The sequence below is a fragment of the Pseudomonas sp. E1BtOHC1 genome, from assembly GCF_058744285.1.
The window spans coordinates 2,124,266-2,150,443 of record NZ_CP196023.1 but is presented as its reverse complement, the minus strand read 5'-3'; the positions used below and the strand labels follow the sequence as shown (position 1 = coordinate 2,150,443).

The following is a 26,178-nucleotide window of genomic DNA, read 5'->3' as shown; positions in this document are numbered from 1 at the left end:
GATCACCTGCATTAATCACAGTGCACCTTTCAAAAAAACCGCCGCGTGGTGACAGACCGGATGCAAAAACACCGGTAGGTTGCTCGCTACACATTTTTTGGAATCGCCCAGCAAAGACTGCTTGGTAATCGGCAACTCCTGCAATTCAGGCGAATCCACAGAAGTTGTATCAAGAAGGGAGCGTAGTCTACCGGAAAGCCCCTTTCAGCTCAAACCTTGATCGCTAGTCAGTGGTCGCCAATACAATTGCCAGCCTGCCTGGGGCTTTGCGCCGGGCTCCGGCAAGTTTGCCAACGTCAGCAGCCGCTCATCCTGATACAGCAGCGGCAATCTGCCACGGACGAAGCTTGGTAGTCCGGCTTCATTGAGCAGACGCTTCAGGTCACGATGACCACGTCCTGCCACCTGCATGACTTCCCCACCCTGCCGGTAACGGATGTGCAACGGACCCCGTGGCGCCGGTCCGACGAAAAACACCCGGCCATTGTCCGGCAACTGCAACGGACTCCCCGGGTCCGGCCATTCGATCCCACTCTTCACCGGCCGCAACCAGGCGCCGGAAAGCCACCAGATCCGCCCTCCCGCGCGATGCACTTCGCCATCGGCCAGACGCCATTGCGGGCGCGCCTCGGCGCTGGCATCCCGCAGGTTCTCCCAGCCGGTCCAATGATCGGTATCCGGCAAACGGCCAAGTTTGCTCAACCAATGGCTCAAGGCATTGCGCTGCCGGGCCGGGGACAACTGCTGCAGAGGAGCAAGAGCCAGTGACGGCAAGTCCAGCCAGGGAAAGTCGCTTTCCACCTCGGCTGTCGCCAGATCCATCATCGCCAACTCATCGAGCAGGCCCTGCGCTTCTCTCAGGTGGGCGGCGCTGCGGCTCATGCTGGTCGCGGCCTGAGGCCAGCGAGCAAGCAGCGACGGCATCACCTGATGCCGCAGATAATTGCGCGAATATTGATGATCGGCATTTGAAGGGTCCTGGACCCAGCTCAGGCAATGCTCAGCGGCATAACGTTCAAGTTCGGCACGGGATACGCCAAGCAAAGGCCGCAGCAGGTGCCCTGCGCCCAAAGGTCGGCTTTCCGGCATTGCCGACAGCCCCCTGACGCCGGCACCGCGCAACAGTCGAAACAACAGGGTTTCGGCCTGATCGTCACGATGCTGCGCCATCAGCAGCAACTCGTTGGCAGCGTTCAAGCGCTCGAACGCCCCATAACGTGCCTCCCGGGCAGCCCCTTCGAGACTGGCACCGGCCTTTACCTGGACATGAATCACCTGCAACGGCACACCCAGAGCATCGCAGACCGCCCGACAGTGGGCCGGCCAAGCATCCGCCGCCGTTTGCAGCCCGTGATGAACGTGCACAGCCGTGAGCCGTGGAAGGCGATGTTGTTGCGCCAGATCGACAAGAAGATGCAGCAGGACGGTGGAATCAAGTCCACCGGAGAAGGCGATACGCCAATGGGCGGCTTCACGCCAGGGCGCCAGGCTTTTTAGAAGTTTGGCGGAGAGAGAATTCATTGAGCTTCAAGCCCTGTAGGAGCATGTGCGCGAGAAAGGACGACGCCGCAATCTTAAAGACTGCGGCGCCTGGGTCGCGAGCAAGCGTACCCCTACAAGGGGGAGCAGCGCTCGATCAGAGACCGTAGCTCATCAGGCGGTCATAACGACGAGCCAACAGGGTGTCGTTGTCCATTTCCTTGAGCATTGCCAGCTGCGAGCTGAGTTCGGCACGGATCGAGGCAGCCGCGGCGGCTGGATCACGATGGGCGCCGCCCAATGGCTCGCCGATGACCTTGTCGACAATCCCCAGGCCTTTCAGGCGCTCGGCGGTGATACCCATTGCTTCGGCGGCATCAGCGGCCTTTTCCGAGGTTTTCCACAGGATCGAGGCACAGCCTTCCGGCGAGATCACCGCGTAAGTGGAGTACTGCAGCATGTTCAGTTGGTCGCAAACGCCAATGGCCAAGGCACCGCCAGAACCACCTTCACCGATCACGGTGGCGATGATCGGAGTCTTCAGGCGCGCCATGACTCGCAGGTTCCAGGCAATGGCTTCGCTCTGGTTGCGCTCTTCAGCGTCGATACCCGGATAAGCGCCCGGGGTGTCGATGAAGGTCAGGATCGGCATCTTGAAGCGCTCGGCCATTTCCATCAGGCGGCAGGCCTTGCGGTAGCCTTCCGGACGCGGCATGCCGAAGTTGCGGCGGACCTTCTCGCGCACTTCGCGGCCCTTTTGGTGACCGATGATCATCACCGGCTGCTCGTCCAGGCGAGCAACGCCGCCGACGATCGCGGCGTCGTCAGAGAAGTGGCGATCGCCATGCAGCTCGTCGAACTCGGTGAAGATGTGCTGGATGTAATCCAGGGTGTACGGACGACGCGGGTGCCGCGCCAGACGTGCGATCTGCCAGCTGGTGAGCTTGCCGAAGATGTCTTCGGTCAGGGTATTGCTCTTGTCCTGCAGGCGGGAAATCTCATCGCCGATATTCAGCGAATTGTCATTACCGACCAAGCGCAACTCTTCGATCTTGGCTTGCAGGTCGGCGATCGGCTGTTCGAAATCAAGAAAATTCGGGTTCATAGGCGTCCGTCTGGGCTCGACGTCCAAGGGGGCTTGGGCCGGCCGGTTGTCTATTCGCGCCCTACCTTAAGGGACGGACGCGTTGAGGTCGAGATTAAAAATTCAAGTGGCGATGAGGCGCAATGATGGCACCTCACCGTCAACGGTATTGGAGGAAGACGTTGTCTCGCCCGAACTGGTCACGCAGGGCTTGAATCAAGCTGTCTGCCGGGTCGATCCGCCAGTTCTCGCCAAACTGCAGCAAGGCCTTGGCATCGTTACGGGTGTACTCCATGGTAATCGGGCACGCACCGCGGTGGCGCTTGAACAAGTCCCCCAGCCAGCGTAGCTGATCGCCCTTGAGGGCATCAGTATGAACTTTCAGGCGCAGACTTTCCGCCAGGTTGGTCCGCGCATCCTCCATGCTCATTACCCGCTTGACCCGCAGGCGCAGGCCGCCGGAGAAGTCATCGTTGCTGACCTCGCCCTCCACTACCACCATGGCGTCGGTCTGCAACAGCGACTGCGCCGAGTGGAAAGCGTCGGCAAACAAGGAGGCCTCGATCCGTCCCGAACGGTCGTCGAGGGTGATGAAACCCATCTTGTCGCCCTTTTTGTTCTTCATCACCCGCAGGGCAATGATCATGCCCGCCACCGTCTGGGTATCCCGGGCCGGTTTCAGGTCAATGATGCGCTGACGGGCGAAGCGGCGGATCTCGCCTTCATATTCATCGATCGGGTGCCCGGTCAGGTACAGGCCGAGGGTATCTTTCTCACCCTTCAGGCGCTCCTTGAGGGTCAGTTCCTTGGCCTTGCGATGATTGGCATAAACATCGGCGTCTTCCTCGACAAACACACCACCGAACAGGTCGGAGTGGCCACTGTCGTGGGTACGGGCAGTTTGCTCCGCCGCCTTGATCGCCTCTTCCATGGCTGCCAGCAACACCGCGCGGTTCTGGTCGATGTTGGCCTGATACGCCTTGGGCTCATCGAAGAAATGCGGGCCAAGACGGTCCAGAGCACCACTGCGAATCAGACCATCCAGGGTACGTTTATTAATGCGCTTGAGGTCGACTCGGGCGCAGAAATCAAACAGATCCTTGAAGGGACCTCCCTCACGGGCTTCGGTGATAGCTTCCACCGGTCCCTCGCCCACGCCCTTGATCGCGCCCAGGCCATACACGATGCGACCTTCATCGTTCACCGTGAACTTGAACTCGGAAGTGTTCACGTCTGGCGCATCGAGGCGCAGCTTCATGGTCCGCACTTCCTCGATCAAGGTCACGACCTTGTCGGTGTTGTGCATATCCGCAGACAGTACCGCCGCCATGAATGGCGCCGGGTAGTGAGCCTTGAGCCAGGCGGTCTGGTAGGACACCAGGCCGTAGGCGGCGGAGTGAGATTTGTTGAAACCGTAACCGGCGAACTTTTCCACCAGGTCGAAGATGTTGCCCGCGAGGTCGGCATCGATGTTGTTGCTGGCGCAACCCTCAATGAAACCGCCACGCTGCTTGGCCATTTCCTCGGGTTTTTTCTTACCCATGGCTCGACGCAGCATGTCCGCACCGCCGAGGGTATAACCGGCCATGACCTGGGCGATCTGCATCACCTGTTCCTGGTACAGGATAATGCCGTAGGTCGGCGCCAATACCGGCTGCAGGCCGTCGTACTGATAGTCCGGGTGCGGATAGGCCAGCTCGGCGCGCCCGTGTTTACGGTTGATGAAGTCATCCACCATGCCCGATTGCAGCGGCCCCGGACGGAACAGGGCCACCAGTGCGATCAAGTCTTCCAGACAGTCGGGCTTGAGCTTCTTGATCAGCTCCTTCATGCCCCGGGATTCAAGCTGGAACACCGCGGTGGTTTCAGCTTTCTGCAACAGGCTATAGGTCGGCTTGTCGTCCAGCGGGATAAAGGCGATATCCAGCGGTTCCTCGCCAACCTTGGCGCGGTCGCGGTTAATGGTTTTCAGTGCCCAGTCGATGATGGTCAGGGTTCGCAGACCGAGGAAGTCGAACTTCACCAGGCCAGCAGCCTCGACGTCATCCTTGTCGAACTGGGTAACCAGGCCGCCGCCCTCTTCATCGCAATAGATCGGCGAGAAGTCAGTGAGTTTGGTCGGAGCAATTACCACACCACCGGCGTGTTTACCGACGTTACGCACCACGCCCTCAAGCTTGCGCGCCATCTCCCAGATTTCCGCCGCTTCTTCATCGACCTTGATGAAGTCCCGCAGGATCTCTTCCTGCTCGTAGGCTTTTTCCAGGGTCATGCCGACTTCGAAGGGAATCATCTTCGACAGACGGTCGGCCAGGCCGTAGGACTTGCCCTGAACCCGCGCCACGTCGCGCACCACCGCCTTGGCCGCCATGGAACCGAAGGTGATGATCTGGCTTACCGCATTGCGACCGTACTTTTCGGCCACGTAGTCGATCACCCGGTCGCGACCGTCCATGCAGAAGTCGACGTCGAAGTCGGGCATGGAAACCCGTTCCGGGTTAAGGAAACGTTCGAACAGCAGGTCGTATTCCAACGGGTCCAGGTCGGTGATCTTCTGCACGTAGGCCACCAGGGAGCCGGCACCCGACCCCCGGCCAGGGCCTACCGGAACGCCGTTGCTCTTGGCCCACTGGATAAAGTCCATAACGATCAGGAAGTAACCGGGGAACCCCATCTGGATGATGATATCCAGCTCGAAATTCAACCGGTCGACGTAGACCTGGCGCTTGGCTTCGTAGTCTTCGGTGGTGTCCTTGGGCAGCAGCACGCTAAGGCGCTCGTCCAGGCCGTCGAAGGAAACCTTACGGAAGTACTCATCGATGGTCATGCCATCGGGAATGGGATAGTCGGGCAGGAAGTGCTTGCCCAGCTTGACCTCGATATTGCAGCGCTTGGCGATCTCAACCGTGTTTTCCAGCGCCTCGGGCAGGTCGCTGAACAGCTCGGCCATTTCCTCGGCGCTCTTGAGGTACTGCTGGTCGCTGTAATTCTTCGAGCGACGCGGATCGTCCAGGGCCCGACCTTCACCGATGCAGACTCGGGTTTCGTGGGCTTCGAAGTCTTCCTGCTTGATAAAGCGCACATCGTTGGTGGCCACCAGCGGCGCACCGATCTTGTCTGCCAGGGCCACCGCGGCGTGCAGTTGCTCTTCGTCATTGGGCCGATTGGTACGTTGCACTTCGAGGTAGAAACGGTCCGGGAAGACTGCCATCCACTCCCGAGCCAGGGTTTCAGCGACCTCAAGGTCACCGGCGATGAGGGCCATGCCGATCTCGCCCTCCTTGGCCGCCGAGAGCATGATCAGGCCTTCTGCGGCCTCCGCCACCCACTCACGCTCGATGATGATCTGGCCGTTGCGCTGACCATCGATAAAGCCGCGGGAAATCAGTTCGGTGAGGTTGCGATAACCCATGGCGTTCATCACCAGCAGACTGATGCGACTCAGGGGGTTATCCGGGTCCTTGTTCGACAACCACAGGTCGGCACCGCAGATCGGCTTGATCCCGGCGCCCATGCTGTTTTTGTAGAACTTGACCAGAGAGCACATGTTGTTCTGGTCGGTGACCGCCACCGCAGGCATGCCCATGCCGGTGAGGGCCTTGACCAGCGGCTTGATCCGCACCAGACCGTCGACCAGGGAGTATTCAGTGTGCAGGCGCAGGTGAACGAATGAAGCCGGCATAGTGATCCTGTAATAAGCGCGAAAACAACAAGGCCCGGATTGTACCGGGCCCCGACTAAAACATCAGCCTCAGGACTGAATCTCGCCCTGCGCCTCACGGGCTTCATAAGCTTGCCGCACAGGGGCGAAGGAACGCCGGTGAATCGGCGTCGGCCCCAGGCGGGCCAGGGCTTCCAGATGCACCGGCGTCGGATAACCCTTGTGGCCACCAATACCGTAACCCGGGTAGATCAGCTCGAAAGCGGCCATTTCCCGGTCGCGGCTGACCTTGGCCAGAATCGACGCTGCAGCGATCGCCGGAACCTTGCTATCGCCCTTGACCACCGCTTCGGCCGGCATCGCCAGCTTCGGGCAACGGTTGCCATCGATCATCGCCAGCTTCGGCGTCACGCTCAGGCCCTCCACCGCTCGCTGCATCGCCAGCATGGTGGCATGCAGGATGTTCAGTTCGTCGATCTCTTCGACTTCAGCCCGAGCAATACACCAGCTCAGGGCCTTTTCGCAGATTTCGTCGAACAGCTTCTCGCGGCGGGCCTCAGTGAGCTTCTTCGAGTCGTTGAGGCCGAGAATCGGCCGTTGTGGATCAAGAATCACCGCAGCAGTGACAACCGCCCCGCACAAGGGGCCACGGCCGACTTCGTCGACACCGGCCACCAGGTCCTCGGCATCCGCCACCAGGGTGAAATCCAGGCCCATCTGCATCTTTGAATTACTCACAGGGTTTTGCCGATCAGCCCAAGCACCGCTTGTGCGGCCTGGTTGGACGCATCACGGCGCAAGGTTCGGTGGATCTCGTCAAAGCCGCGGGTCTGCTCTTCACCGCCATCGATCAGCGGCGACAGCGTCTGAGCCAGGGCCTCGGCAGTGGCGTCGTCCTGCAGCAACTCAGGCACCAGCAAACGCTGAGCCAGCAAGTTCGGCAAGGAAATATACGGACTCTTGACCATGCGCTTGAGAATCCAGAAGGTCAGCGGCGCCAGGCGATAGGCCACTACCATAGGACGTTTGTAGAGCAAGGCTTCCAGAGTCGCGGTACCGGAGGCGATCAACACCGCATCACAAGCGGCCAGGGCCTTGTGGGACTGACCATCGAGCAAGGTCAGCGGCAGGTCACGACTGGCCAGCAACTCTTCCAGCTGGACCCGACGTTCCGCGCTGGCACACGGCATGATGAAGCGCACGCCGGGGCGCATGGCTCGCAACCGCTGGGCGGCATCGAGGAACAAGGCACCCAGGCGCCCTACTTCGCCGCCACGGCTGCCGGGCATCAAGGCCACCAGCGGACCGTCAGGCAAGCCCAGCTCCACACGCGCTGCAGCGCGATCGGCTTGCAGCGGAATGGCATCGGCCAGCGAGTGGCCGACAAACTTCACCGGTACGCCCTTCTCTTCATAGAAGCGGGCCTCGAAGGGAAACAGGGTCAGCATCAGATCGCAGCCTTCGCGAATCTTCAGTACCCGTTTCTGCCGCCAGGCCCAGACCGACGGGCTGACGTAGTGCACCGTCTTGATCCCGGCCTGACGCAGCTTGAGTTCGATATTCAGGGTGAAATCCGGGGCATCGATACCGATGAACACATCCGGCTTTTCAGCGATCAGGGTCTGGATCAGCTTCTTGCGCCGAGCCAACAGTTCACGCAGGCGCCCGAGAACCTCCACCAGCCCCATGACCGCCAGGCGCTCCATGGGAAAGTAGGAAGTGAGGCCTTCGGCCTCCATCAGCGGACCGCCGACGCCCATGAATTCGACAGCCGGGTGCTGAGCCTTGAGGGCCCGCATCAAACCGGCGCCGAGAATGTCGCCGGAGGCTTCGCCAGCCACCAGCGCAATACGCAGAGTGTTCATGATTAACGGGTGATGCCGCGAGTCGAAGACTGGATCGAGTCACGAAAGACCGCGACTTCGGGGAACTGTACAGCTGGCTCGGCCAGCTCGGCCAAGGCCTGCTCCACCGTCAGCCCTTGACGATAGACCGTCTTGTAGGCGCGACGCAGTGCATGGATTGCATCTTCGCTGAAGCCACGACGGCGCATGCCTTCGAAGTTCATGCTGCGGGCTTCGGCAGGGTTGCCGAACACCGTGACGAATGCCGGCACATCCTTGCCTATGGCCGTGCCCATGCCGGAGAAGCTGTGGGCGCCGATATGGCAGTACTGATGCACCAGGGTGAAGCCGGAGAGAATCGCCCAGTCATCCACGTGCACATGCCCGGCCAACGCAGTGTTGTTGACCAGGATGCAGTGGTTGCCAATGACACTGTCATGGCCAATGTGGGCATAGGCCATGATCAGGTTGTGATCGCCCAGGGTGGTTTCGGCACGGTCCTGGACAGTGCCACGGTGAATGGTCACGCCTTCGCGGATCACATTGTGGTCACCGATAACCAGGCGGGTTTCCTCGCCCTTGTACTTGAGATCAGGCGTGTCCTCACCTACCGAGGAAAACTGGTAGATGCGGTTGTGCTTACCGATCCGGGTAGGGCCCTTGAGAATCACATGGGGCCCGATCACTGTACCCTCGCCGATTTCCACACCAGCGCCGACGATCGACCACGGGCCAACCTCAACGTCGTCGGCCAGGACGGCCGTCGGATCGATGATTGCGCGAGGGTCAATCAAACTCATAGTTTGCGTTCCGCACAGATGATTTCAGCGGAGCAGACAGGCTTGCCGTCTACCGACGCCTGGCACTCGAACTTCCAGATCTGGCGCTTGCAGCTGATGAACTTGGCTTCAAGAATCAGCTGGTCACCCGGCAGCACAGGCTGACGGAAACGCAGCTTGTCGGAGCCGACGAAGTAATAAAGGGTGCCGTCGGCTGGCTTCACGTCGAGCATCTTGAAACCGAGAATGCCCGCAGCCTGCGCCATGGCCTCGATAATCAGCACGCCCGGCATGATCGGATGCGCTGGGAAGTGACCATTGAAGAATGGTTCGTTGATGCTGACATTCTTGTAGGCACGAATGCACTTGCCCTCGACATCCAGATCCACTACCCGATCCACCAACAGGAAAGGGTAACGGTGAGGCAAGTATTCGCGAATCTCGTTGATGTCCATCATTTCGGGGGGAAGCCTGTAGTAAAGAGTGGGAGCGCGCGACTAACGCACGCCCCTCTAGCAAATCAAGGAGGCAGTCTAGCGGCTGTGCACACTTGATATGGAAATGGTATCAGCCATCTGATGAAGCATTGCCGTCAGGGGTCACGTCCCCAACGCGCTTTTCCAACTGGCGCAAACGCCGCGCAAGGTCATCGAGCTGACGGATGCGTGCCGCGCTTTTGCGCCACTCGGCAGCAGGTTGCATGGCCGTACCGGAAGAGTAAGCGCCCGGCTCGGTAATCGAGTGGGTCACCATGGTCATTCCAGTGAGGAATACGTTGTCACAAATCTCGATGTGCCCTACCAGGCCCACACCGCCGGCGAGCATACAGTGCTTGCCGATCTTGGTGCTGCCGGAAATTCCCACACAAGCAGCCATGGCAGTGTGATCACCGACCTGGACGTTGTGGGCAATCTGAATCTGGTTATCCAGCTTCACGCCGTTACCGATGACGGTATCGGCCAGGGCGCCGCGGTCAATCGCCGTATTGACGCCGATTTCCACATCGTCACCGATGGTCACACCGCCAATCTGCGCGATCTTCTGCCAGATGCCTTTCTCATTGGCGAAGCCGAAGCCTTCACCGCCGAGCACCGCACCCGACTGGATGACTACCCGCTTGCCGATACGCACGTCGTGGTACAGGGTCACCCGCGGGGCCAGCCAGCCGCCTTCGCCGATTTCGCAGCGGGCACCGATAAAGCAGTGGGCACCGATGGTCACTCCGGCCGCAATCCGCACACCGCTCTCGATCACTGCAAACGGGCCAACGCTGGCCGCCGGGTCCACCAGTGCATCGGCGGCAATCACCGCAGACGGATGAATACCCACTGGCGCCTTGGGCTTGGGATCGAACAGATGGGAAATACGGGCGTAGGACAGATAAGGATCGGCCACCACCAATGCATCGCCGGCATAAGCCTCTGCATCAGCGGCCTTCAGCAATACCGCGCCGGCCTGGCAGTCCACCAGGTACTTGCGATATTGCGGATTTGCCAAAAAGCTCAACTGAGCTGGGCCAGCCTCCTGCAAGGTGGCTAGCCCAGTGATTTCCTTCTCCGGGTCACCACTCAGGGTGGCGCCGAGGAACTCGGCCAACTGGCCGAGTTTTATGGTCGCGGTCATGGCTTACTTCAGCTGATTCATGCGCTCGATAACCTGGCGGGTGATGTCGTACTGAGGCTTGACATCGATCACTGCGCCACGCTCGAAAACCAGGTCGAAAGCACCTTTCTTGATGACTTCTTCAACGGCGCTGTCCAGCTTCGGCTTCAGTTGCTTGAGCATTTCACGGTCAGCAACAGCCTTGGCTTCGTTCAGCTCCTTGGACTGGAACTGGAAATCCCGAGCCTTTTGCTTGAACTCGAGCTCCAGACGCTCACGCTCGCCTTGCTGCATTTTGTCGCCACCGGCAACCAGGCGGTCCTGAATCCCCTTGGCACTGCTTTCCAGGGTTTTCAGCTTGGTCAGTTGCGGACCGAATTTCTTCTCGGCATCCACTGCGTACTTCTTGGCCGCATCGGATTCCAGCAGCGCCATCTGATAGTTCAGAACAGCGATTTTCATTTCGGCGAATGCCGGGCTCGCGACCAGTACGGAGGCCAGGAGAACCAATTGAGTCAACTTACGCACGATGCACCCCTACAAAATCCATTGTCGTTATCTTGGGTCAAGCTCTTAGAAAGTCTGACCGAGAGAGAATTGGAACACCTGAGTTTCAGCGTCATCCGGTTTCTTGATCGGCATCGCCAGGGCAAAGCTCAATGGCCCCAGAGCAGTGACCCAAGTCACACCAACACCCACCGAACTGGCCAGATTGCTCAGGCTGATATCGTTGCACTGCGTTTTCACATTCGACGCCGCAATGGTGTTGGACGTGCTTTCACAGCGAGAGTTGAAGACGTTACCCACATCCCAGAACAAGGAGGTACGCAGCGAGCGTTGATCCTTGACGAAAGGCAGTGGGAACAGCAACTCGGCACCACCCTGGATCAATACGTTACCGCCGAATGGCAGTGGATCCTGGTCTGGGTCGGCAGCCGTACCGACGTTACCGGTTACACCAGCACCACGACTAGGAGTACTGCGCGGCCCCAGCGTACTGTCCTTGAAGCCACGTACCGAGTTGAAACCACCAGCATAGTAGTTCTCGTAGAACGGCAAGCCCTTGGTATCACCAAAGCCGTCGCCATAACCCAGTTCGGTATGGAAGCGCATGGTGTAGTTCTCACTCAGCGGAGTGAACAACTGGCCACGGTAGTCGAGCTTGAAGAACGACAGATCGCTACCTGGAGTAGTGGTTTCCAGAACCAGGCTTTGCGAGTGACCACGAGTGGCCAGTACACCTTTGTTCAGAGTCGACTCGGACCAGCCGGCCGACGCCTTGAAGTTGAGGTAGCTGTCGCCCTGCTTGTTCACGAAGTCGAAAATTTCGTCGACGGTGTACAGGCCGGTCTTGATCTTGTCCTGCTGCGCAGTCAGGCCGAAGGTCAGACGCGAAGTCTCACTGATCGGATAGCCCACGCTGACGCCAGCACCGAGGCTGTCCACCGCATAGCTGGCCACGTCGACATCGAGGTCTTTGTAGTCAGTGGTGCGATAGAAAGCGTTGTAACCCAGGCTCACGCCATCGGCGGTCCAGTAGGGGTCAACGTAGCCGAAGTTGTAGCGGCTCTGGTATTCACTGCGGGTCAGGCCAATGCTGACCTTGTTACCGGTACCCAGGAAGTTGTTCTGGGTGATCGAACCACCGAGGATCAGACCGGCGCTCTGGGCAAAACCAACGCTGGCGGTGATCGAACCGGAAGCCTGCTCTTCAACCGCGTAGTTCACATCAACCTGGTCATCAACACCCGGTACAGCCGGGGTCTCGACGTTGACTTCCTTGAAGAAGCCCAGACGCTCAAGACGGGTCTTGGACTGGTCAATCAGGTAGGTCGAAGCCCAGCCGCCTTCCATCTGGCGCATCTCACGACGCAGCACTTCGTCTTCGGACTTGGTATTGCCGCGGAAGTTGATGCGATTGACGTAGGCACGCTTGCCCGGGTCCACCACAAAGGTGATGTCCACGGTGTGGTCTTCATCATGAGGCTGAGGCACGCCGTTGACGTTGGCGAAGGTGTAGCCCTCGTTACCCAGACGACGAGTGATCAGTTCGGAAGTGGTGGTCATCAGCTTGCGCGAGAACACCTGGCCCTTCTCCACCAGCAACAGCGCCTTGACTTGATCTTCAGGGACTTTCAGGTCACCGCTGAGCTTCACGTCACGAACGCTGTATTTTTCGCCTTCGTTGACGTTGACGGTGATGTAGACGTGCTTCTTGTCCGGAGTGATGGACACCTGGGTCGAAGCGATATCCATGTTGATATAGCCACGATCCAGATAGTAGGAACGCAGACGCTCCAGGTCACCGGAGAGTTTTTCACGGGCGTACTTGTCGTCGTTCTTGAAGAACGACAGCCAGTTGGTGGTCTTGAGTTCGAACAGGCCGATCAGGTCCTCATCGGGGAAGACGGTGTTGCCTACCACGTTGATGTGCTGGATGGCTGCGACTGTGCCTTCGTTGATCTTGACCTTCAGGCCAACCCGGTTACGTGGCTGCGGCACGACTTCGGTTTCAACGGTGGCCGAGTAACGGCCCTGAGCGACATATTGACGCTGCAGCTCGTTACGCACGCCTTCAAGGGTCGCACGCTGGAAGATTTCACCTTCCGCCAGGCCGGACTGCTTGAGTCCTTTCATCAGGTCGTCAGTAGAGATCGCCTTGTTGCCTTCGATCTCGATACTGGCAACCGACGGCCGTTCGACTACCGTGATGACCAGGACGTTGCCATCGCGGCCCAGCTGGATGTCTTGAAAGAAGCCGGTTTTGAACAGCGCACGAGTGGATTCCACCAGGCGACGGTCGTCCGCCTGCTCGCCGACGTTCAACGGCAAGGCACCAAAGACGCTACCCGCGGAAACGCGCTGAAGGCCGTTGACGCGGATATCGGAGATAGTGAAGGACTCGGCGTGAACTTCGGCGATCATCAATACGGTGAGAACCGCAGTTAGCAGCAGACGTTTCATGAAGTCCTTTCTTATTCCAACTGGCAATAAACAAACTGCCGCAAAATGCGGCAGATTCGCAATTCAGCGAAGCGTTACAGACGACCCAGATCGTTGACCAGAGCAAGCAGCATGACTCCGACCACCAAGCTGATACCGATCTGTATCCCCCAACCTTGCACCCGATCCGACAAGGGACGACCACGCGCCCACTCGATCAGATAAAACAACAAATGCCCCCCATCCAATACCGGGATGGGCAACAAATTCAGAACACCCAGGCTAATACTCAGATAAGCAAGGAAATTCAAGAAATCAGCAATGCCCGACTGGGCAGAAGCGCCCGCCACTTTAGCAATGGTTATCGGTCCACTCAAGTTTTTTACCGAGAGCTCGCCGAACAACATTTTCTTCAGTGATTCGAGGGTCAGGACGCTCATGGTCCAGGTCCGTCGGGCCCCTTCGCCAATCGCCTCCAGCGGGCCGTAACTGACCTCGCGAAGCATCTCCGCTGGCCAGTCGACAGCTTTCACCCCTGCCCCCAGGTAGCCATTGGGTGCTTTGCTTTCGCCGCGGCTGGCCAAGGTCACGGGGACGTCGATTTGAGCACCATCGCGCTCGACATGCAGCACAATTTTCGTATCAGGGTGCACACGGACCCAATCAACCACTTGCTGCCAGTCATTGAGCGATTGCCCATCCAGCGCCAGCAGACGATCGCCGGTTTTCAGGCCGGCAGCCTGGGCCGGGCCTTTCGGATCGAGCTCAGCCAGCACCGGTGGCAGCGCCGGGCGCCATGGGCGAATCCCCAGAGAGCGGATCGGGTCCGGCTCGTCGGCGCCCTTGAGCCACTTGTCCAGCATCAATTGACGAGGAGAATCAACCGTCGCACCCCGCTCGCGCACCTGCACCTGCAGCGTTCCACTTTCACCAAGACGGCGCACCAACTGCAGATTCACCGCCGCCCAGCCGGAAGTCGGCTCACCATCGATGGCAACGATTTCCTCGCCGGCACTGAGCCCAGCCTTGGCGGCGATACTGCCCGCCTCGACATCGCCGATGACTGGTCGTACCTGCTGGCTGCCCAGCATCGCCAGGGCCCAGAAGAACACCAGAGCGAGGAGGAAGTTGGCGATCGGGCCAGCGGCAACAATAGCGATACGCTGGCGTACGGACTTGCGATTGAAGGACTGGTCGAGCTCATCGAGGGCCACTTCGCCTTCACGCTCGTCGAGCATTTTCACATAGCCACCCAGAGGGATGGCGGCGATCACAAATTCGGTACCGCGGCGATCGTGCCAGCGCAGCAAAGGCATGCCAAAGCCCACGGAGAAACGCAGCACCTTGACGCCACAGCGACGCGCGACCCAGAAGTGCCCGAATTCGTGGAAGGTGACCAGCACACCCAGGGCTACCAGGGTGCCGACAATCATATAGAGCGCGCTCATCTACTTTCTCCGCAATCCTATTCGCCGCCACTCGCCCGGTCGCGAATCCTATCGCCCGTTACGCTGCAACCATTGTTCTGCCAGGCTTCGGGCCTTGGCATCTGCCGCAAACACTGCATCGAGCTCATTGACTGCAACTACAGGCTCAAGGGCTAAAACTTCGTCGATGATACTCGCGATCTCCGGGTAACGGATGCGCCGATCAAGAAAGGCCGAAACAGCCACTTCATTGGCCGCATTGAGCATCGCCGGAGCACTGTCACCCGCCTCGGCAGCTTGACGCGCCAGACGCAGGCAAGGGAACCGCTGCTCGTCGGGTGCCTGGAAGTCCAGACGGGCAATCGCGAACAGATCCAACGGGGCCACACCGGAGTCGATACGTTCCGGCCAGGCCAGGGCGTTGGCGATAGGCGTGCGCATATCCGGATTACCCAACTGTGCAAGCACTGAGCCGTCGACATAATCCACCAGGGAATGAATCACGCTCTGCGGATGCACCACCACCTCAACCTGGGAAGGCTTGGCATCGAACAACCAGCAGGCCTCGATCAGCTCCAGCCCCTTGTTCATCATGCTCGCCGAATCCACGGAGATCTTGCGCCCCATGGACCAATTAGGATGGGCACACGCCTGTTCCGGCGAAACATGCTCGAGCTCGGCCAGAGGCGTCTGACGGAATGGACCGCCCGAGGCGGTCAACAGAATCCGTCGCACCCCGACCTGACTCAAGCCCCGGGAAAAATCCCCGGGCATGCATTGGAAAATCGCGTTGTGCTCGCTGTCGATAGGCAGCAGCACCGAGCCGCTCTTGCCTACCGCCTGCATGAATAGTGCGCCGGACATCACCAGCGCTTCTTTATTGGCCAGGAGGATCTTTTTGCCGGCCTCCACCGCCGCCAGGGTCGGGCGCAGGCCCGCAGCCCCGACAATTGCTGCCATTACCGCATCGACTTCAGGCGCCGAAGCGACTTCACATAAACCCTGCTCCCCCACCAGCACTCGAGTCGACAGGCCAGCAGCTCGCAGATCGTCCTGCAAAGTCCTCGCCGCCGCCAACTCGGGCACCACCGCAAAACGCGGCACATGGCGCACGCACAATGCCAGCAGCTCAGCCAGGCGGCTGAACCCGGTAAGGGCAAACACCTGATAGCGGTCCGGATGACGAGCTATCACATCCAGCGTACTCAGACCAATGGAGCCTGTAGCCCCCAGAACCGTGATCTGTTGCACACGACTCACAGTGCAGCCATCCACAGCAGCACCGCAAACACCGGAATGGCCGCTGTCAGACTGTCGATCCGATCAAGCACACCACCGTGCCCAGGCAACAGATTGCTGCTGTCCTTGATGCCGGACTGACGCTTGAACATGCTCTCGGTCAGGTCACCGACCACCGAAATAAAGACCACAATGGCAGCCCCCAACAGCCCCAGCAGAATCTGCCCAAAGGTCCAGTCACGCACCAGCCCGACCACTGCGGTGATCACCAGGCTCAATGCAAGGCCGCCATAGACGCCCTCCCAGCTCTTGCCAGGACTCACCTGAGGAGCCAGCTTGCGCTTGCCGAAGGCCTTGCCGGAGAAGTAGGCACCGATATCTGCCCCCCAAACCAGCACCATTACCGCCATGATCAACCAATTGCCCAGCGGCAACTGCTTGATGAACACCAGGCCCTGCCAGGCCGGCAACAGGATCAACAGGCCGATCAGCAGCTTGGGGGCCGCCCCGGACCATTGCTCACTGGTGCGCGGATAGGTAAGCACCAGGAAAGTCGCCAGCCCCCACCACAGCACCGCGGCACCCAGCACCCAAGGCGCAACACCCGGCACCAGATGCATCAAGAACAGCAGCGCCGCGACCGCCACCGCGTAAGCCACCCGAGCCGGCTGCGCCTCGAAACCTGCCAGACGCGCCCACTCCCAGGCACCCAGGCTCACCACTAAACCGATGAACAGGGCAAAACCCGATCCCTCGAGCAGGAAAAACCCACACAAGGCGATCGGCAGCAGGATCAGCGCAGTAATGATTCGTTGTTTAAGCATTAAACCCGGGCTCCAGCCTCGACCTGCTCGCTCGTTTTACCGAAGCGTCGCTGTCGAGATGCGTAATCGGCCAGCGCATTGCGCATGGCTTCGTGTTTGAAGTCCGGCCAGAACAGGTCGGAGAAATACAGCTCGGCATAAGCCAGCTGCCACAGCAGGAAATTACTGATGCGATGCTCGCCACCGGTACGGATGCACAGGTCAGGCAACGGCAAGTCGCCGGTTGCCAGACAGGTCTGCAACAGGCCCGGAGTAATGTCCTCGGGACGCAGATGCCCGGCCTGGACCTCACGCGCCAGGCGCTGGGCAGCCTGGGCGATATCCCACTGGCCGCCGTAGTTGGCAGCAATCTGCAGAATGAAACGATCACTGCCCGCAGTAATGGCCTCCGCCTCACGCATCGCCGCCTGTAGCTCGGGATGGAAGCGCGATCGGTCGCCAATAATCCGCAGACTGATGTTGTTCTCGTTAAGACGCTTGGCCTCACGCCGCAGCGCCTTGAAGAACAGATCCATCAAGGCACTGACTTCATCGGCCGGGCGTTGCCAGTTTTCACTGGAAAAGGCAAACAGGGTCAGCACTTCGACCTTGGCCTCGGCACACACTTCAATCACTGCACGTACCGCGTCAACACCCGCTTTATGCCCGGCAACACCCGGCATAAAGCGTTTTTTTGCCCAGCGGTTGTTACCGTCCATGATGATCGCGACATGTCGCGGTACCGAGGACGATACTGGCTGCTTGGTCTTTTCCATGAAAACGCCTGACCCTTATACGGCCATCAAGTCCGCTTCTTTCTGCTTAACGGCCACTTCGATTTCCGCCACGAACTTGTCGGTCAGCTTCTGGATATCGTCAGCAGCACGACGCTCGTCGTCTTCACTGATCTCTTTTTCCTTGACCAGATCCTTGAACTGGCTCAACGCGTCACGACGCACGTTACGCACCGCAATGCGAGCGTCTTCAGCCGCTTCACGAGCCTGCTTGGTGAAGCCCTTACGGGTCTCTTCAGTCAGGGCCGGCATGGTGATCAGCAGCAGTTCGCCCAGGTTGGTCGGGTTGAAGCCCAGGCCGGAGCTCTGGATCGCTTTGTCCACGGCCGCCAGCATGTTGCGTTCGAAAGCCACGACCTGCAGGGTGCGGGCATCTTTCACGGTAACGTTTGCCACCTGATTGATCGGCGTATCAGCGCCGTAGTAAGGCACCATCACACCCGCCAGGATGCTTGGGTGAGCCTGGCCAGTACGAATGCGGCTGAATGCATGCGCCAGGGACTCCAGGGATTTCTTCATGCGCTCTTGAGCGTCTTTCTTGATTTCGTTGATCATTGCTCGCCTTCCTCGATCAGGGTTCCTTCAGCGCCACCATGCACGATGTTCAGCAGGGCGCCGGGCTTGTTCATGTTGAATACCCGCAGCGGCATCTTATGGTCGCGGCACAGGCAGATGGCCGTCAGGTCCATCACTCCCAGCTTGCGATCCAGCACTTCATCGTAAGTCAGATGATCGAACTTCTCGGCATGCGGGTCTTTGAACGGGTCTGCAGTGTAAACACCGTCGACCTTGGTTGCCTTGAGCACGACATCGGCATCGATCTCGATGGCTCGCAGGCAGGCTGCGGAGTCGGTAGTGAAGAATGGATTACCGGTACCGGCCGCGAAGATCACCACCTCTTTGGAGTTCAGGTGGCGCATTGCCTTGCGACGGTCATAGTGATCGGTCACACCCACCATGGAAATAGCCGACATCACGATGGCCGAGATATTCGCACGTTCCAGCGCGTCGCGCATGGCCAGGGCGTTCATCACAGTGGCCAGCATGCCCATGTGGTCGCCTGTGACCCGATCCATCCCGGCAGCACTCAGTGCCGCGCCGCGGAACAGGTTACCGCCACCAATCACCAGACCGACCTGAACACCGATGCCGACCAGTTGGCCAACTTCCAGCGCCATGCGGTCCAGCACCTTGGGGTCGATCCCGAACTCTTCCGAGCCCATCAGGGCCTCGCCGCTAAGCTTGAGTAGAATGCGTTTATAGCGAGCTTGATAACCACTGCCCTGCTGAGCCATTGCGAATCTCTCCTGCGGCGTATTTTAAAAATTCTTTGCGGGCTGTTTGCAGCCTGCGTTCACTCTAGCTTGACGCTGTCACAGCGCCATCAGAACACGACTTTGTAAACCGGTTCCGAGGATAAACAACAAAATTACCCTGCCCATTTGAAAAGAGGCTGCGCGCGTGAGCGGGCAGCCTCTTCTGGGCGACAGTTGAAAAACCGTCTTACTGTTGCTTGGCAGCAGCCAGTTGTGCAGCAACTTCTTCAGCGAAGTTGTCTTCTTTCTTCTCGATGCCTTCACCTACTGCGAAACGGGTGAAGGAAACGATTTCAGCGCCGCCTTTCTTGGCCAGAGCACCTACGGTGATTTCTGGATCCTTGACGAAAGCCTGCTCAACCAGACTGGCTTCAGCCAGGAACTTGCTGATACGGCCAGCGATCATTTTTTCAACGATTTCGGCTGGCTTGCCTTTCATCTTGTCTTCGTTCAGCTGCAGGAACACAGCTTTTTCGCGCTCGATGGCTTCGGCGGAAACTTGCGACGGCAGCAGGAACTCAGGGTTGCTTGCCGCTACGTGCATGGCGATGTCTTTGGCCAGGTCAACGGAACCGCCCTTCAGGACAACCGCAACACCGATCTTGTTACCGTGCAGGTAAGTACCGACCACGTCACCTTCAACGCGAGCCAGACGACGGATGTTGACGTTCTCGCCAGTCTTGCCCACCAGGATCAGACGGTCAGCTTCTTGAGCTTCGATCAGCGGAGCTGCGTCGGTCAGCTTGTCAGCGAAAGCTTTTTCCACGCTGGCAGCAACGAATGCCTTGAAGTCGTCCTGCAGAGCCAGGAAGTCGGTCTGCGAGTTCACTTCCAGCAGGACAGCGACTTTACCGTCGTCCTTGATGGCAATAGCGCCTTCAGCAGCTACGTTGCCTGCTTTCTTGGCAGCCTTGATGGCGCCGGAAGCACGCATGTCATCAATGGCTTTCTCGATGTCGCCGCCAGCCTTGGTCAAGGCCTTTTTGCAATCCATCATGCCTTCGCCGGTACGCTCGCGCAGTTCTTTGACCAACGCTGCAGTAATCTCTGCCATTTTCAAAATCCTCTTGGATAGGTTTTCAACCATTCCACCCGATCGAACGGGCGTTCAATTCTTGGGCGCTACCTCGAACTCATTTCATAACAGCCCCGCATTACAGAAACTGTCAGGGCGCAAAGACGAAATGATTTTCGAGTTGGCAAAAAGGGGGCCAAGCCCCCTTTTTGCGTACTGAGTAAACGCTAAGCGTCAGTTACTCAGGCTTCAGCCGCCGGTGCTGCAGCTTCTTCGAACACTTCGGTGCCGCCAGCAACGTTGTTGCGACCACGGATCACAGCGTCAGCCATCGAACCCATGTACAGCTGGATGGCGCGAATGGCGTCATCGTTGCCTGGGATGATGTAGTCAACGCCTTCCGGGCTGCTGTTGGTATCGACAACGCCGATGACCGGGATGCCCAGCTTGTTGGCTTCGGTGATCGCGATGCGCTCGTGGTCAACGTCGATCACGAACAGTGCGTCAGGCAGGCCGCCCATGTCCTTGATACCACCCAGGGAACGATCCAGCTTTTCCAGATCGCGAGTGCGCATCAGCGCCTCTTTCTTGGTCAGCTTGGCGAAGGTGCCGTCTTCTGCTTGCACTTCAAGGTCACGCAGACGCTTGATGGAAGCACGGATGGTTTTGTAGTTGGTCAGCATGCCGCCCAACCAGCGGTGATCGACGTACGGCGAACCGCAACGTGCTGCTTCTTCAGCAACGATCTTGCCAGCGGAACGCTTGGTGCCGACGAACAGAATCTTGTTTTTGCCCTGGGCCAGACGCTCTACGAAAGTCAGAGCTTCGTTGAACATTGGCAGGGTTTTTTCAAGGTTGATGATGTGAATCTTGTTGCGCGCACCGAAAATGTACTTACCCATTTTCGGGTTCCAGTAACGAGTTTGGTGACCGAAGTGCACACCGGCCTTCAGCATATCGCGCATGTTGACTTGGGACATGATAGTTCCTTAATAAGTCGGGTTAGGCCTCCACGTATCCCAATGACCAACCAACAGCATGTGCTGAGGGCACCCAGGTCATCGTGTCGACACGTGTGTGGGTTTGAGCTTTTCGGGGCATCCCCGGAAAGCGGCGCATTTTATACCACAGCGTGGGCCAAAACGGAACCCGGATTCACATCCTCCGCTCCGTGCAGTTTTTGCCCTGCTCTTGGATTCAGCCCAGAATGCACCATTGTATAGAGACAAGCGCCAGCAGAACCTCAGATTTGCGCTGAGCCTCTGTTAGAATCGCACCTTTGCGGCTTCTGAAAACCTCACCGGTTCCATCCCGGTTCCAGCCTTGCAGGGGCAGGTTTTCAAGCCATTCCGTGTTTACCGCGCCATTGAGCGTCAAGAGAGCCTGTATGACCGTCACCCTCAAAACTCCCGAGGACATCGCCAAAATGCGTGTCGCCGGCAAACTGGCCGCCGAAGTCCTGGAAATGATTGCCGAGCATGTCAAACCCGGTGTCACCACCGAAGAACTGGACCGCATCTGCCATGACTACATCGTCAATGTGCAGGGTGCGATCCCGGCACCGCTGAACTACAAGGGCTTCCCCAAGTCCATCTGCACCTCGATCAATCATGTGGTGTGCCACGGCATTCCCAACGAGAAGCCGCTGAAGGATGGCGACACCCTGAACATCGACGTCACCGTCATCAAGGACGGCTACCACGGTGACACCAGCCGCATGTTCCACGTCGGCACCGTCCCGGTCTGGGCCGAGCGGCTGTCGCAGATCACCCAGGAATGCATGTACAAAGCCATCGAACTGGTGAAACCGGGCTGCCGCCTGGGCGACATCGGCGAAGTGATCCAGAAACACGCGGAAAAGAACGGCTTCTCGGTGGTTCGCGAGTTCTGCGGCCACGGCATCGGCAAGGTGTTCCACGAAGAGCCGCAGATCCTGCACTACGGTCGCGCGGGCACCGGCATGGAACTCAAGGCCGGCATGACCTTCACCATCGAGCCGATGATCAACCAGGGCAAGGCCGACACCAAGGTACTGGGCGACGGCTGGACCGCCATCACCAAGGACCGCAAGCTCTCGGCACAGTGGGAGCACACCCTGCTGGTCACCGAAACCGGCTATGAGATCTTCACCCTGCGCAGCGATGACACCATCGCCCGGGTGTCTGCCTGATCCACAACGCCGCATCCCGACCTTATAGATAGACAGGAAAGCCAATCGATGCCGCAGGTGGACCCCGAACTCTTCGACCGTGGCCAGTTCCAGGCGGAACTGGCACTGAAGGCCAGCCCCATCGCCGCTTTCAAGAAAGCCATCCGTCAGGCACGAGAAGTGCTCGACAACCGCTTTCGCAGCGGACGGGAAATCCGTCGGCTGATCGAAGACCGCGCCTGGTTCATCGATAACATCCTGCAAAAGGCCTGGGACCAGTTCAGCTGGAGCGAAGACGCCGACATTGCCCTGGTGGCGGTCGGCGGCTACGGCCGCGGCGAGCTTCACCCCTATTCCGATATCGACCTGCTGATCCTTCTGGACAGTGCCGATCACGAGATCTTTCGCGACTCCATCGAACGCTTTCTTACCCTCCTCTGGGACATTGGCCTGGAAGTCGGGCAAAGCGTGCGTTCGGTGGACGAATGCGCCGAAGAGGCCCGGGCCGACCTGACGGTAATCACCAACCTGATGGAAAGCCGCACCATTGCCGGCCCCGAGCAACTGCGCCAGCGCATGCTGGACGTCACCAGCACCGCACATATGTGGCCGAGCAAGGACTTCTTCCTGGCCAAGCACACCGAGCAGAAAGCCCGCCACCACAAGTACAACGACACCGAATACAACCTGGAGCCCAACGTCAAAGGCTCCCCCGGCGGCCTGCGGGATATCCAGACCATTCTCTGGGTCGCCCGCCGTCAGTACGGGACCCTGAACCTGCGAGCCCTGGCCGGCGAAGGCTTCCTGGTGGAAAGCGAGAACGCCTTGCTGGCCTCCTCCCAAGAGTTCCTGTGGAAGGTCCGCTACGCCCTGCACATGCTCGCCGGCCGCGCCGAAGACCGCCTGCTGCTGGACCACCAGCGCTCCATCGCCGAACTGCTGGGCTTCAGCGGTGAAGACGCCAAGCAATCCATCGAAAGCTTCATGCAGCAGTACTACCGGGTGGTGATGAGCATCGCCCAGCTGAGCGACCTGATCATCCAGCACTTCGAAGAAGTGATCCTCGCCCCCGAGGACGAAGCTGCACCGCAGCCGATCAACGCCCGCTTCCAACTGCACGACGGCTACATCGAGGCGATCAACGACAACGTGTTCAAGCGCACGCCGTTCGCCATGCTGGAAATCTTTGTGCTGATGGCCCAGCACCCGGAAATCAAGGGCGTACGGGCCGACACCATCCGCCTGCTGCGGGAACACCGGCACCTGATCGACGACGATTTTCGTCACGATATCCGCAACACCAGCCTGTTCATCGAACTGTTCAAATGCGAGATCGGGATTCACAGGAACCTGCGACGGATGAACCGCTACGGCATCCTCGGGCGTTACCTGCCGGAATTCGGCTTCATCGTCGGGCAGATGCAGCACGATCTGTTCCACATCTATACGGTGGACGCCCACACGCTGAATCTGATCAAGCACCTGCGCAAGATGCAGTACACGCCGATCTCCGAGAAATTCCCGCTGGCCAGCAAGCTCATGGGCAAGCTGCCCAAGCCCGAGCTGATCTATCTGGCCGGCCTGTACCACGACATCGGCAAGGGCCGCCACGGTGACCACTCGGAAATCGGTGCAGTGGATGCCGAAGCCTTCTGCGTGCGCCACCAGCTGCCTCTCTGGGACACCCGGTTGATCGTCTGGCTGGTGCAGAACCACCTGGTGATGTCCACCACCGCCCAGCGCAAGGACCTGTCCGACCCGCAGGTGATCCACGACTTCGCCCAGAGCGTGGTCGACCAGACCCGTCTCGACTACCTATACGTACTCACGGTCGCCGACATCTACGCCACCAACCCGACCCTGTGGAACTCCTGGCGCGCCAGCCTGTTGCGCCAGCTCTACACCGAAACCAAGCGCGCCCTGCGGCGCGGCCTGGAAAACCCGGTGGACCGCGAAGAGCAGATCCGCCAGACCCAAAGCGCCGCCCTGGACATCCTGGTGCGCAACGGCACCGATCCGGACGAAGTCGAGCAGCTCTGGTCGCAACTGGGAGACGACTACTTCCTGCGTCACACCGCCGGCGATGTGGCCTGGCATAGCGACGCGATCCTCCAGCAACCGGCCGATGGCGGGCCACTGGTGCTAATCAAGGAAATCACCCAGCGCGAGTTCGAGGGTGGCACCCAGATCTTCATCTACGCCCCGGACCAGCACGACTTCTTCGCCGTGACCGTGGCCGCCATGGACCAGCTCAACCTGAACATCCATGACGCGCGCATCATTACCTCCAGCAGCCAGTTCACCCTCGACACCTACATCGTCCTGGACAACGACGGCGAGTCCATCGGCAACAACCCGCAGCGGGTCGAGCAGATCCGCAAGGGCCTGACCGACGCCCTGCGCAACCCCGACGACTACCCGACCATCATCCAGCGCCGGGTGCCGCGCCAGCTCAAGCATTTTGCCTTCGCCCCTGAGGTGACCATCCACAACGACGCCCAGCGCCCGGTCACCGTGCTGGAGCTCAGCGCCCCGGATCGTCCGGGCCTGCTGGCACGGATCGGCAAGATCTTCCTGGAGTTCGACCTGTCGCTGCAAAACGCCAAGATCGCCACCTTGGGCGAGCGCGTGGAAGACGTGTTCTTCATTACCGACGCACACAACCAGCCTCTTTCCGACCCACAGCTGTGCAGCCGCTTGCAGGATGCGATCGTCGAACAGTTGAGTGTCAGCCACGAACCGACTATCGAAATGACCCGCCTGAGCATCTGACAGGTCTGAACCGCCGCTTTGAGTGAGAAAACGCACCAATGAACAACGCTCTGAACCAGCTGCAACCCTACCCGTTCGAAAAGCTGCGCGCCTTGCTCGGCACGGTTACCCCCAATCCGGACAAGCGCCCCATCGCCCTGTCCATCGGCGAACCCAAACATCGCTCGCCCAGCTTTGTCGCCGAAGCCCTGGCCAGCAATCTCGACCAGATGGCGGTCTACCCCACCACCCTGGGCATCCCCGTCCTGCGTGAAGCCATCGGCGGCTGGTGCGAGCGACGCTTCGGCGTGCCGACCGGCTGGATCGACCCGGCGCGTAACGTCCTGCCGGTCAACGGCACCCGCGAAGCGCTGTTCGCCTTCACCCAGACCGTGGTCAACCGCGGCGACGACGCGCTGGTGGTCAGCCCCAACCCCTTCTATCAGATCTACGAAGGCGCAGCCTTCCTCGCCGGGGCCAAGCCGCACTACCTGCCGTGCCTCGACGAAAACGGCTTCAACCCGGACTTCGACGCCGTGCCGGCCGAAATCTGGCAGCGCTGCCAGATCCTCTTCCTGTGCTCCCCGGGCAACCCCACCGGCGCGCTGATCCCGCTGGACACCCTGAAGAAACTGATCGCCCTGGCCGATGAGCACGACTTCGTGATTGCCGCCGACGAGTGCTACAGCGAGCTGTACTTCGACGAACAGACCCCGCCGCCGGGCCTGCTCAGCGCCTGCGTCGAGCTGGGCCGCAAGGACTTCAAGCGCTGCGTGGTGTTCCACAGCCTGTCCAAGCGCTCCAACCTGCCGGGCCTGCGCTCCGGTTTCGTCGCCGGCGACGCGGACATCCTCAAGGGTTTCCTGCTGTACCGCACCTACCACGGCTGCGCCATGCCGGTGCAGACCCAGTTGGCCAGCGTCGCTGCCTGGAACGATGAAGTACACGTACGCGCCAACCGCGCCCTGTACCGCGAAAAGTTCGATGCAGTGCTGGCGATTCTCTCGCCCGTGATGGACGTACAGCGCCCGGATGGCAGCTTCTATCTGTGGCCGAACGTGGCCGGGGATGACGCTGCCTTCTGCCGCGACCTGTTCGAGCAAGAGCACGTGACCGTGGTCCCGGGTTCCTACCTGTCGCGGGATGTGGACGGTACTAACCCAGGCGCTGGGCGTGTGCGCATGGCGCTGGTCGCGCCGCTGGCGGAGTGCGTGGAAGCAGCGGAACGGATTCGCGATTTCGTTCTGCGTCGCGCTTGAGACCCTTCGCCGGCCAGCCGGCTCCTACCCCCT

Annotated in this window: 21 protein-coding genes; 3 read left to right on the top strand and 18 right to left on the bottom strand. The window is 59.6% G+C overall.

Going from position 1 to position 26,178, the window contains the following annotated elements; genetic code table 11:
- Nucleotides 1-204: 204 nt before the first annotated feature.
- The 18 genes from tilS to rpsB form a co-directional block, all read right to left on the bottom strand.
- On the bottom strand, nucleotides 205-1,521 hold the full coding sequence (gene tilS / locus ACSSVC_RS09795; protein WP_346635916.1) for a tRNA lysidine(34) synthetase TilS: 1,317 nt from the start codon (nucleotides 1,519-1,521) through the stop codon (nucleotides 205-207).
- A 115-nt stretch (nucleotides 1,522-1,636) separates the two neighbouring features.
- The gene (locus ACSSVC_RS09790; RefSeq protein ID WP_015634338.1) at nucleotides 1,637-2,584 is read right to left on the bottom strand and encodes an acetyl-CoA carboxylase carboxyltransferase subunit alpha; all 948 of its coding nucleotides are present in this window, start codon (nucleotides 2,582-2,584) and stop codon (nucleotides 1,637-1,639) included.
- Nucleotides 2,585-2,723: 139 nt separating this feature from the next.
- Nucleotides 2,724-6,245 (bottom strand): DNA polymerase III subunit alpha, encoded by a 3,522-nt coding sequence (dnaE, locus tag ACSSVC_RS09785; RefSeq protein WP_346635917.1) that lies wholly within the window; start codon nucleotides 6,243-6,245, stop codon nucleotides 2,724-2,726.
- Nucleotides 6,246-6,314: 69 nt separating this feature from the next.
- On the bottom strand, nucleotides 6,315-6,947 hold the full coding sequence (gene rnhB, locus ACSSVC_RS09780; protein WP_102861377.1) for a ribonuclease HII: 633 nt from the start codon (nucleotides 6,945-6,947) through the stop codon (nucleotides 6,315-6,317).
- 11 nt (nucleotides 6,948-6,958) lie between these two features.
- Nucleotides 6,959-8,089, bottom strand: a complete 1,131-nt coding sequence (gene lpxB, locus ACSSVC_RS09775) for a lipid-A-disaccharide synthase (RefSeq protein ID WP_404938339.1) — start codon at nucleotides 8,087-8,089, stop codon at nucleotides 6,959-6,961.
- Between the two features lie 2 nt (nucleotides 8,090-8,091).
- Nucleotides 8,092-8,868 (bottom strand): acyl-ACP--UDP-N-acetylglucosamine O-acyltransferase, encoded by a 777-nt coding sequence (gene lpxA / locus ACSSVC_RS09770; RefSeq protein ID WP_346635918.1) that lies wholly within the window; start codon nucleotides 8,866-8,868, stop codon nucleotides 8,092-8,094.
- The gene (fabZ, locus tag ACSSVC_RS09765; RefSeq protein ID WP_007924058.1) at nucleotides 8,865-9,305 is read right to left on the bottom strand and encodes a 3-hydroxyacyl-ACP dehydratase FabZ; all 441 of its coding nucleotides are present in this window, start codon (nucleotides 9,303-9,305) and stop codon (nucleotides 8,865-8,867) included. The genes lpxA and fabZ overlap by 4 nt, the downstream gene beginning before the upstream one ends.
- Nucleotides 9,306-9,414: 109 nt before the next feature.
- On the bottom strand, nucleotides 9,415-10,470 hold the full coding sequence (lpxD, locus tag ACSSVC_RS09760; RefSeq protein WP_346635919.1) for a UDP-3-O-(3-hydroxymyristoyl)glucosamine N-acyltransferase: 1,056 nt from the start codon (nucleotides 10,468-10,470) through the stop codon (nucleotides 9,415-9,417).
- Between the two features lie 3 nt (nucleotides 10,471-10,473).
- The gene (locus ACSSVC_RS09755; RefSeq protein WP_102861373.1) at nucleotides 10,474-10,977 is read right to left on the bottom strand and encodes an OmpH/Skp family outer membrane protein; all 504 of its coding nucleotides are present in this window, start codon (nucleotides 10,975-10,977) and stop codon (nucleotides 10,474-10,476) included.
- Between the two features lie 45 nt (nucleotides 10,978-11,022).
- Nucleotides 11,023-13,413 carry an outer membrane protein assembly factor BamA gene (gene bamA / locus ACSSVC_RS09750; RefSeq protein WP_125062631.1) on the bottom strand — a complete coding sequence of 797 codons (2,391 nt, stop codon included), beginning with the start codon at nucleotides 13,411-13,413 and terminating at the stop codon, nucleotides 11,023-11,025.
- Nucleotides 13,414-13,487: 74 nt separating this feature from the next.
- Complete coding sequence (gene rseP / locus ACSSVC_RS09745; RefSeq protein ID WP_446438990.1) at nucleotides 13,488-14,840, bottom strand: sigma E protease regulator RseP; 1,353 nt, start codon at nucleotides 14,838-14,840, stop codon at nucleotides 13,488-13,490.
- Between the two features lie 48 nt (nucleotides 14,841-14,888).
- Nucleotides 14,889-16,079 (bottom strand): 1-deoxy-D-xylulose-5-phosphate reductoisomerase, encoded by a 1,191-nt coding sequence (gene ispC / locus ACSSVC_RS09740; RefSeq protein ID WP_346635922.1) that lies wholly within the window; start codon nucleotides 16,077-16,079, stop codon nucleotides 14,889-14,891.
- Complete coding sequence (locus tag ACSSVC_RS09735) at nucleotides 16,076-16,882, bottom strand: phosphatidate cytidylyltransferase (RefSeq protein ID WP_346635923.1); 807 nt, start codon at nucleotides 16,880-16,882, stop codon at nucleotides 16,076-16,078. Before ACSSVC_RS09735 ends, ispC begins: the two co-directional genes overlap by 4 nt.
- Nucleotides 16,882-17,637 (bottom strand): polyprenyl diphosphate synthase, encoded by a 756-nt coding sequence (gene uppS / locus ACSSVC_RS09730; RefSeq protein ID WP_317071628.1) that lies wholly within the window; start codon nucleotides 17,635-17,637, stop codon nucleotides 16,882-16,884. Before uppS ends, ACSSVC_RS09735 begins: the two co-directional genes overlap by 1 nt.
- Before the next feature lie 15 nt (nucleotides 17,638-17,652).
- Nucleotides 17,653-18,210 (bottom strand): ribosome recycling factor, encoded by a 558-nt coding sequence (gene frr, locus ACSSVC_RS09725; protein WP_123727653.1) that lies wholly within the window; start codon nucleotides 18,208-18,210, stop codon nucleotides 17,653-17,655.
- Nucleotides 18,207-18,950 carry a UMP kinase gene (gene pyrH, locus ACSSVC_RS09720; RefSeq protein WP_011059526.1) on the bottom strand — a complete coding sequence of 248 codons (744 nt, stop codon included), beginning with the start codon at nucleotides 18,948-18,950 and terminating at the stop codon, nucleotides 18,207-18,209. The genes frr and pyrH overlap by 4 nt, the downstream gene beginning before the upstream one ends.
- Before the next feature lie 208 nt (nucleotides 18,951-19,158).
- Nucleotides 19,159-20,025 (bottom strand): translation elongation factor Ts, encoded by an 867-nt coding sequence (gene tsf, locus ACSSVC_RS09715; protein ID WP_346635931.1) that lies wholly within the window; start codon nucleotides 20,023-20,025, stop codon nucleotides 19,159-19,161.
- A gap of 203 nt (nucleotides 20,026-20,228) precedes the next feature.
- Nucleotides 20,229-20,966, bottom strand: a complete 738-nt coding sequence (rpsB, locus tag ACSSVC_RS09710) for a 30S ribosomal protein S2 (protein WP_011059524.1) — start codon at nucleotides 20,964-20,966, stop codon at nucleotides 20,229-20,231.
- Nucleotides 20,967-21,373: 407 nt separating this feature from the next.
- On the opposite strand from rpsB, the gene map reads away from it, so the two are divergent.
- The 3 genes from map to dapC are packed head-to-tail and all read left to right on the top strand — an operon-like array spanning nucleotide 21,374 to nucleotide 26,145.
- Nucleotides 21,374-22,156, top strand: a complete 783-nt coding sequence (gene map / locus ACSSVC_RS09705; protein WP_068580424.1) for a type I methionyl aminopeptidase — start codon at nucleotides 21,374-21,376, stop codon at nucleotides 22,154-22,156.
- 48 nt (nucleotides 22,157-22,204) lie between these two features.
- Nucleotides 22,205-24,907 (top strand): [protein-PII] uridylyltransferase, encoded by a 2,703-nt coding sequence (locus ACSSVC_RS09700; RefSeq protein ID WP_446438992.1) that lies wholly within the window; start codon nucleotides 22,205-22,207, stop codon nucleotides 24,905-24,907.
- A 38-nt stretch (nucleotides 24,908-24,945) separates the two neighbouring features.
- Nucleotides 24,946-26,145, top strand: a complete 1,200-nt coding sequence (dapC, locus tag ACSSVC_RS09695) for a succinyldiaminopimelate transaminase (RefSeq protein ID WP_492612227.1) — start codon at nucleotides 24,946-24,948, stop codon at nucleotides 26,143-26,145.
- Nucleotides 26,146-26,178 lie beyond the last annotated feature (33 nt).

Excerpts from the sequence above, each read along its gene's own strand:
- fabZ (WP_007924058.1), bottom strand. The coding sequence starts at position 9,305 with ATGATGGACATCAACGAGATTCGCGAATACTTGCCTCACCGTTACCCT.
- ACSSVC_RS09735 (WP_346635923.1), bottom strand. The coding sequence starts at position 16,882 with ATGCTTAAACAACGAATCATTACTGCGCTGATCCTGCTGCCGATCGCC.
- ACSSVC_RS09790 (WP_015634338.1), bottom strand. The coding sequence starts at position 2,584 with ATGAACCCGAATTTTCTTGATTTCGAACAGCCGATCGCCGACCTGCAA.
- lpxD (WP_346635919.1), bottom strand. The coding sequence starts at position 10,470 with ATGACCGCGACCATAAAACTCGGCCAGTTGGCCGAGTTCCTCGGCGCC.
- dapC (WP_492612227.1), top strand. The coding sequence starts at position 24,946 with ATGAACAACGCTCTGAACCAGCTGCAACCCTACCCGTTCGAAAAGCTG.
- map (WP_068580424.1), top strand. The coding sequence starts at position 21,374 with ATGACCGTCACCCTCAAAACTCCCGAGGACATCGCCAAAATGCGTGTC.
- lpxB (WP_404938339.1), bottom strand. The coding sequence starts at position 8,089 with ATGAACACTCTGCGTATTGCGCTGGTGGCTGGCGAAGCCTCCGGCGAC.
- tsf (WP_346635931.1), bottom strand. The coding sequence starts at position 20,025 with ATGGCAGAGATTACTGCAGCGTTGGTCAAAGAACTGCGCGAGCGTACC.
- ACSSVC_RS09700 (WP_446438992.1), top strand. The coding sequence starts at position 22,205 with ATGCCGCAGGTGGACCCCGAACTCTTCGACCGTGGCCAGTTCCAGGCG.
- uppS (WP_317071628.1), bottom strand. The coding sequence starts at position 17,637 with ATGGAAAAGACCAAGCAGCCAGTATCGTCCTCGGTACCGCGACATGTC.
- rpsB (WP_011059524.1), bottom strand. The coding sequence starts at position 20,966 with ATGTCCCAAGTCAACATGCGCGATATGCTGAAGGCCGGTGTGCACTTC.
- lpxA (WP_346635918.1), bottom strand. The coding sequence starts at position 8,868 with ATGAGTTTGATTGACCCTCGCGCAATCATCGATCCGACGGCCGTCCTG.
- frr (WP_123727653.1), bottom strand. The coding sequence starts at position 18,210 with ATGATCAACGAAATCAAGAAAGACGCTCAAGAGCGCATGAAGAAATCC.
- dnaE (WP_346635917.1), bottom strand. The coding sequence starts at position 6,245 with ATGCCGGCTTCATTCGTTCACCTGCGCCTGCACACTGAATACTCCCTG.
- bamA (WP_125062631.1), bottom strand. The coding sequence starts at position 13,413 with ATGAAACGTCTGCTGCTAACTGCGGTTCTCACCGTATTGATGATCGCC.
- rnhB (WP_102861377.1), bottom strand. The coding sequence starts at position 6,947 with ATGCAGATGGGCCTGGATTTCACCCTGGTGGCGGATGCCGAGGACCTG.
- tilS (WP_346635916.1), bottom strand. The coding sequence starts at position 1,521 with ATGAATTCTCTCTCCGCCAAACTTCTAAAAAGCCTGGCGCCCTGGCGT.
- rseP (WP_446438990.1), bottom strand. The coding sequence starts at position 14,840 with ATGAGCGCGCTCTATATGATTGTCGGCACCCTGGTAGCCCTGGGTGTG.
- pyrH (WP_011059526.1), bottom strand. The coding sequence starts at position 18,950 with ATGGCTCAGCAGGGCAGTGGTTATCAAGCTCGCTATAAACGCATTCTA.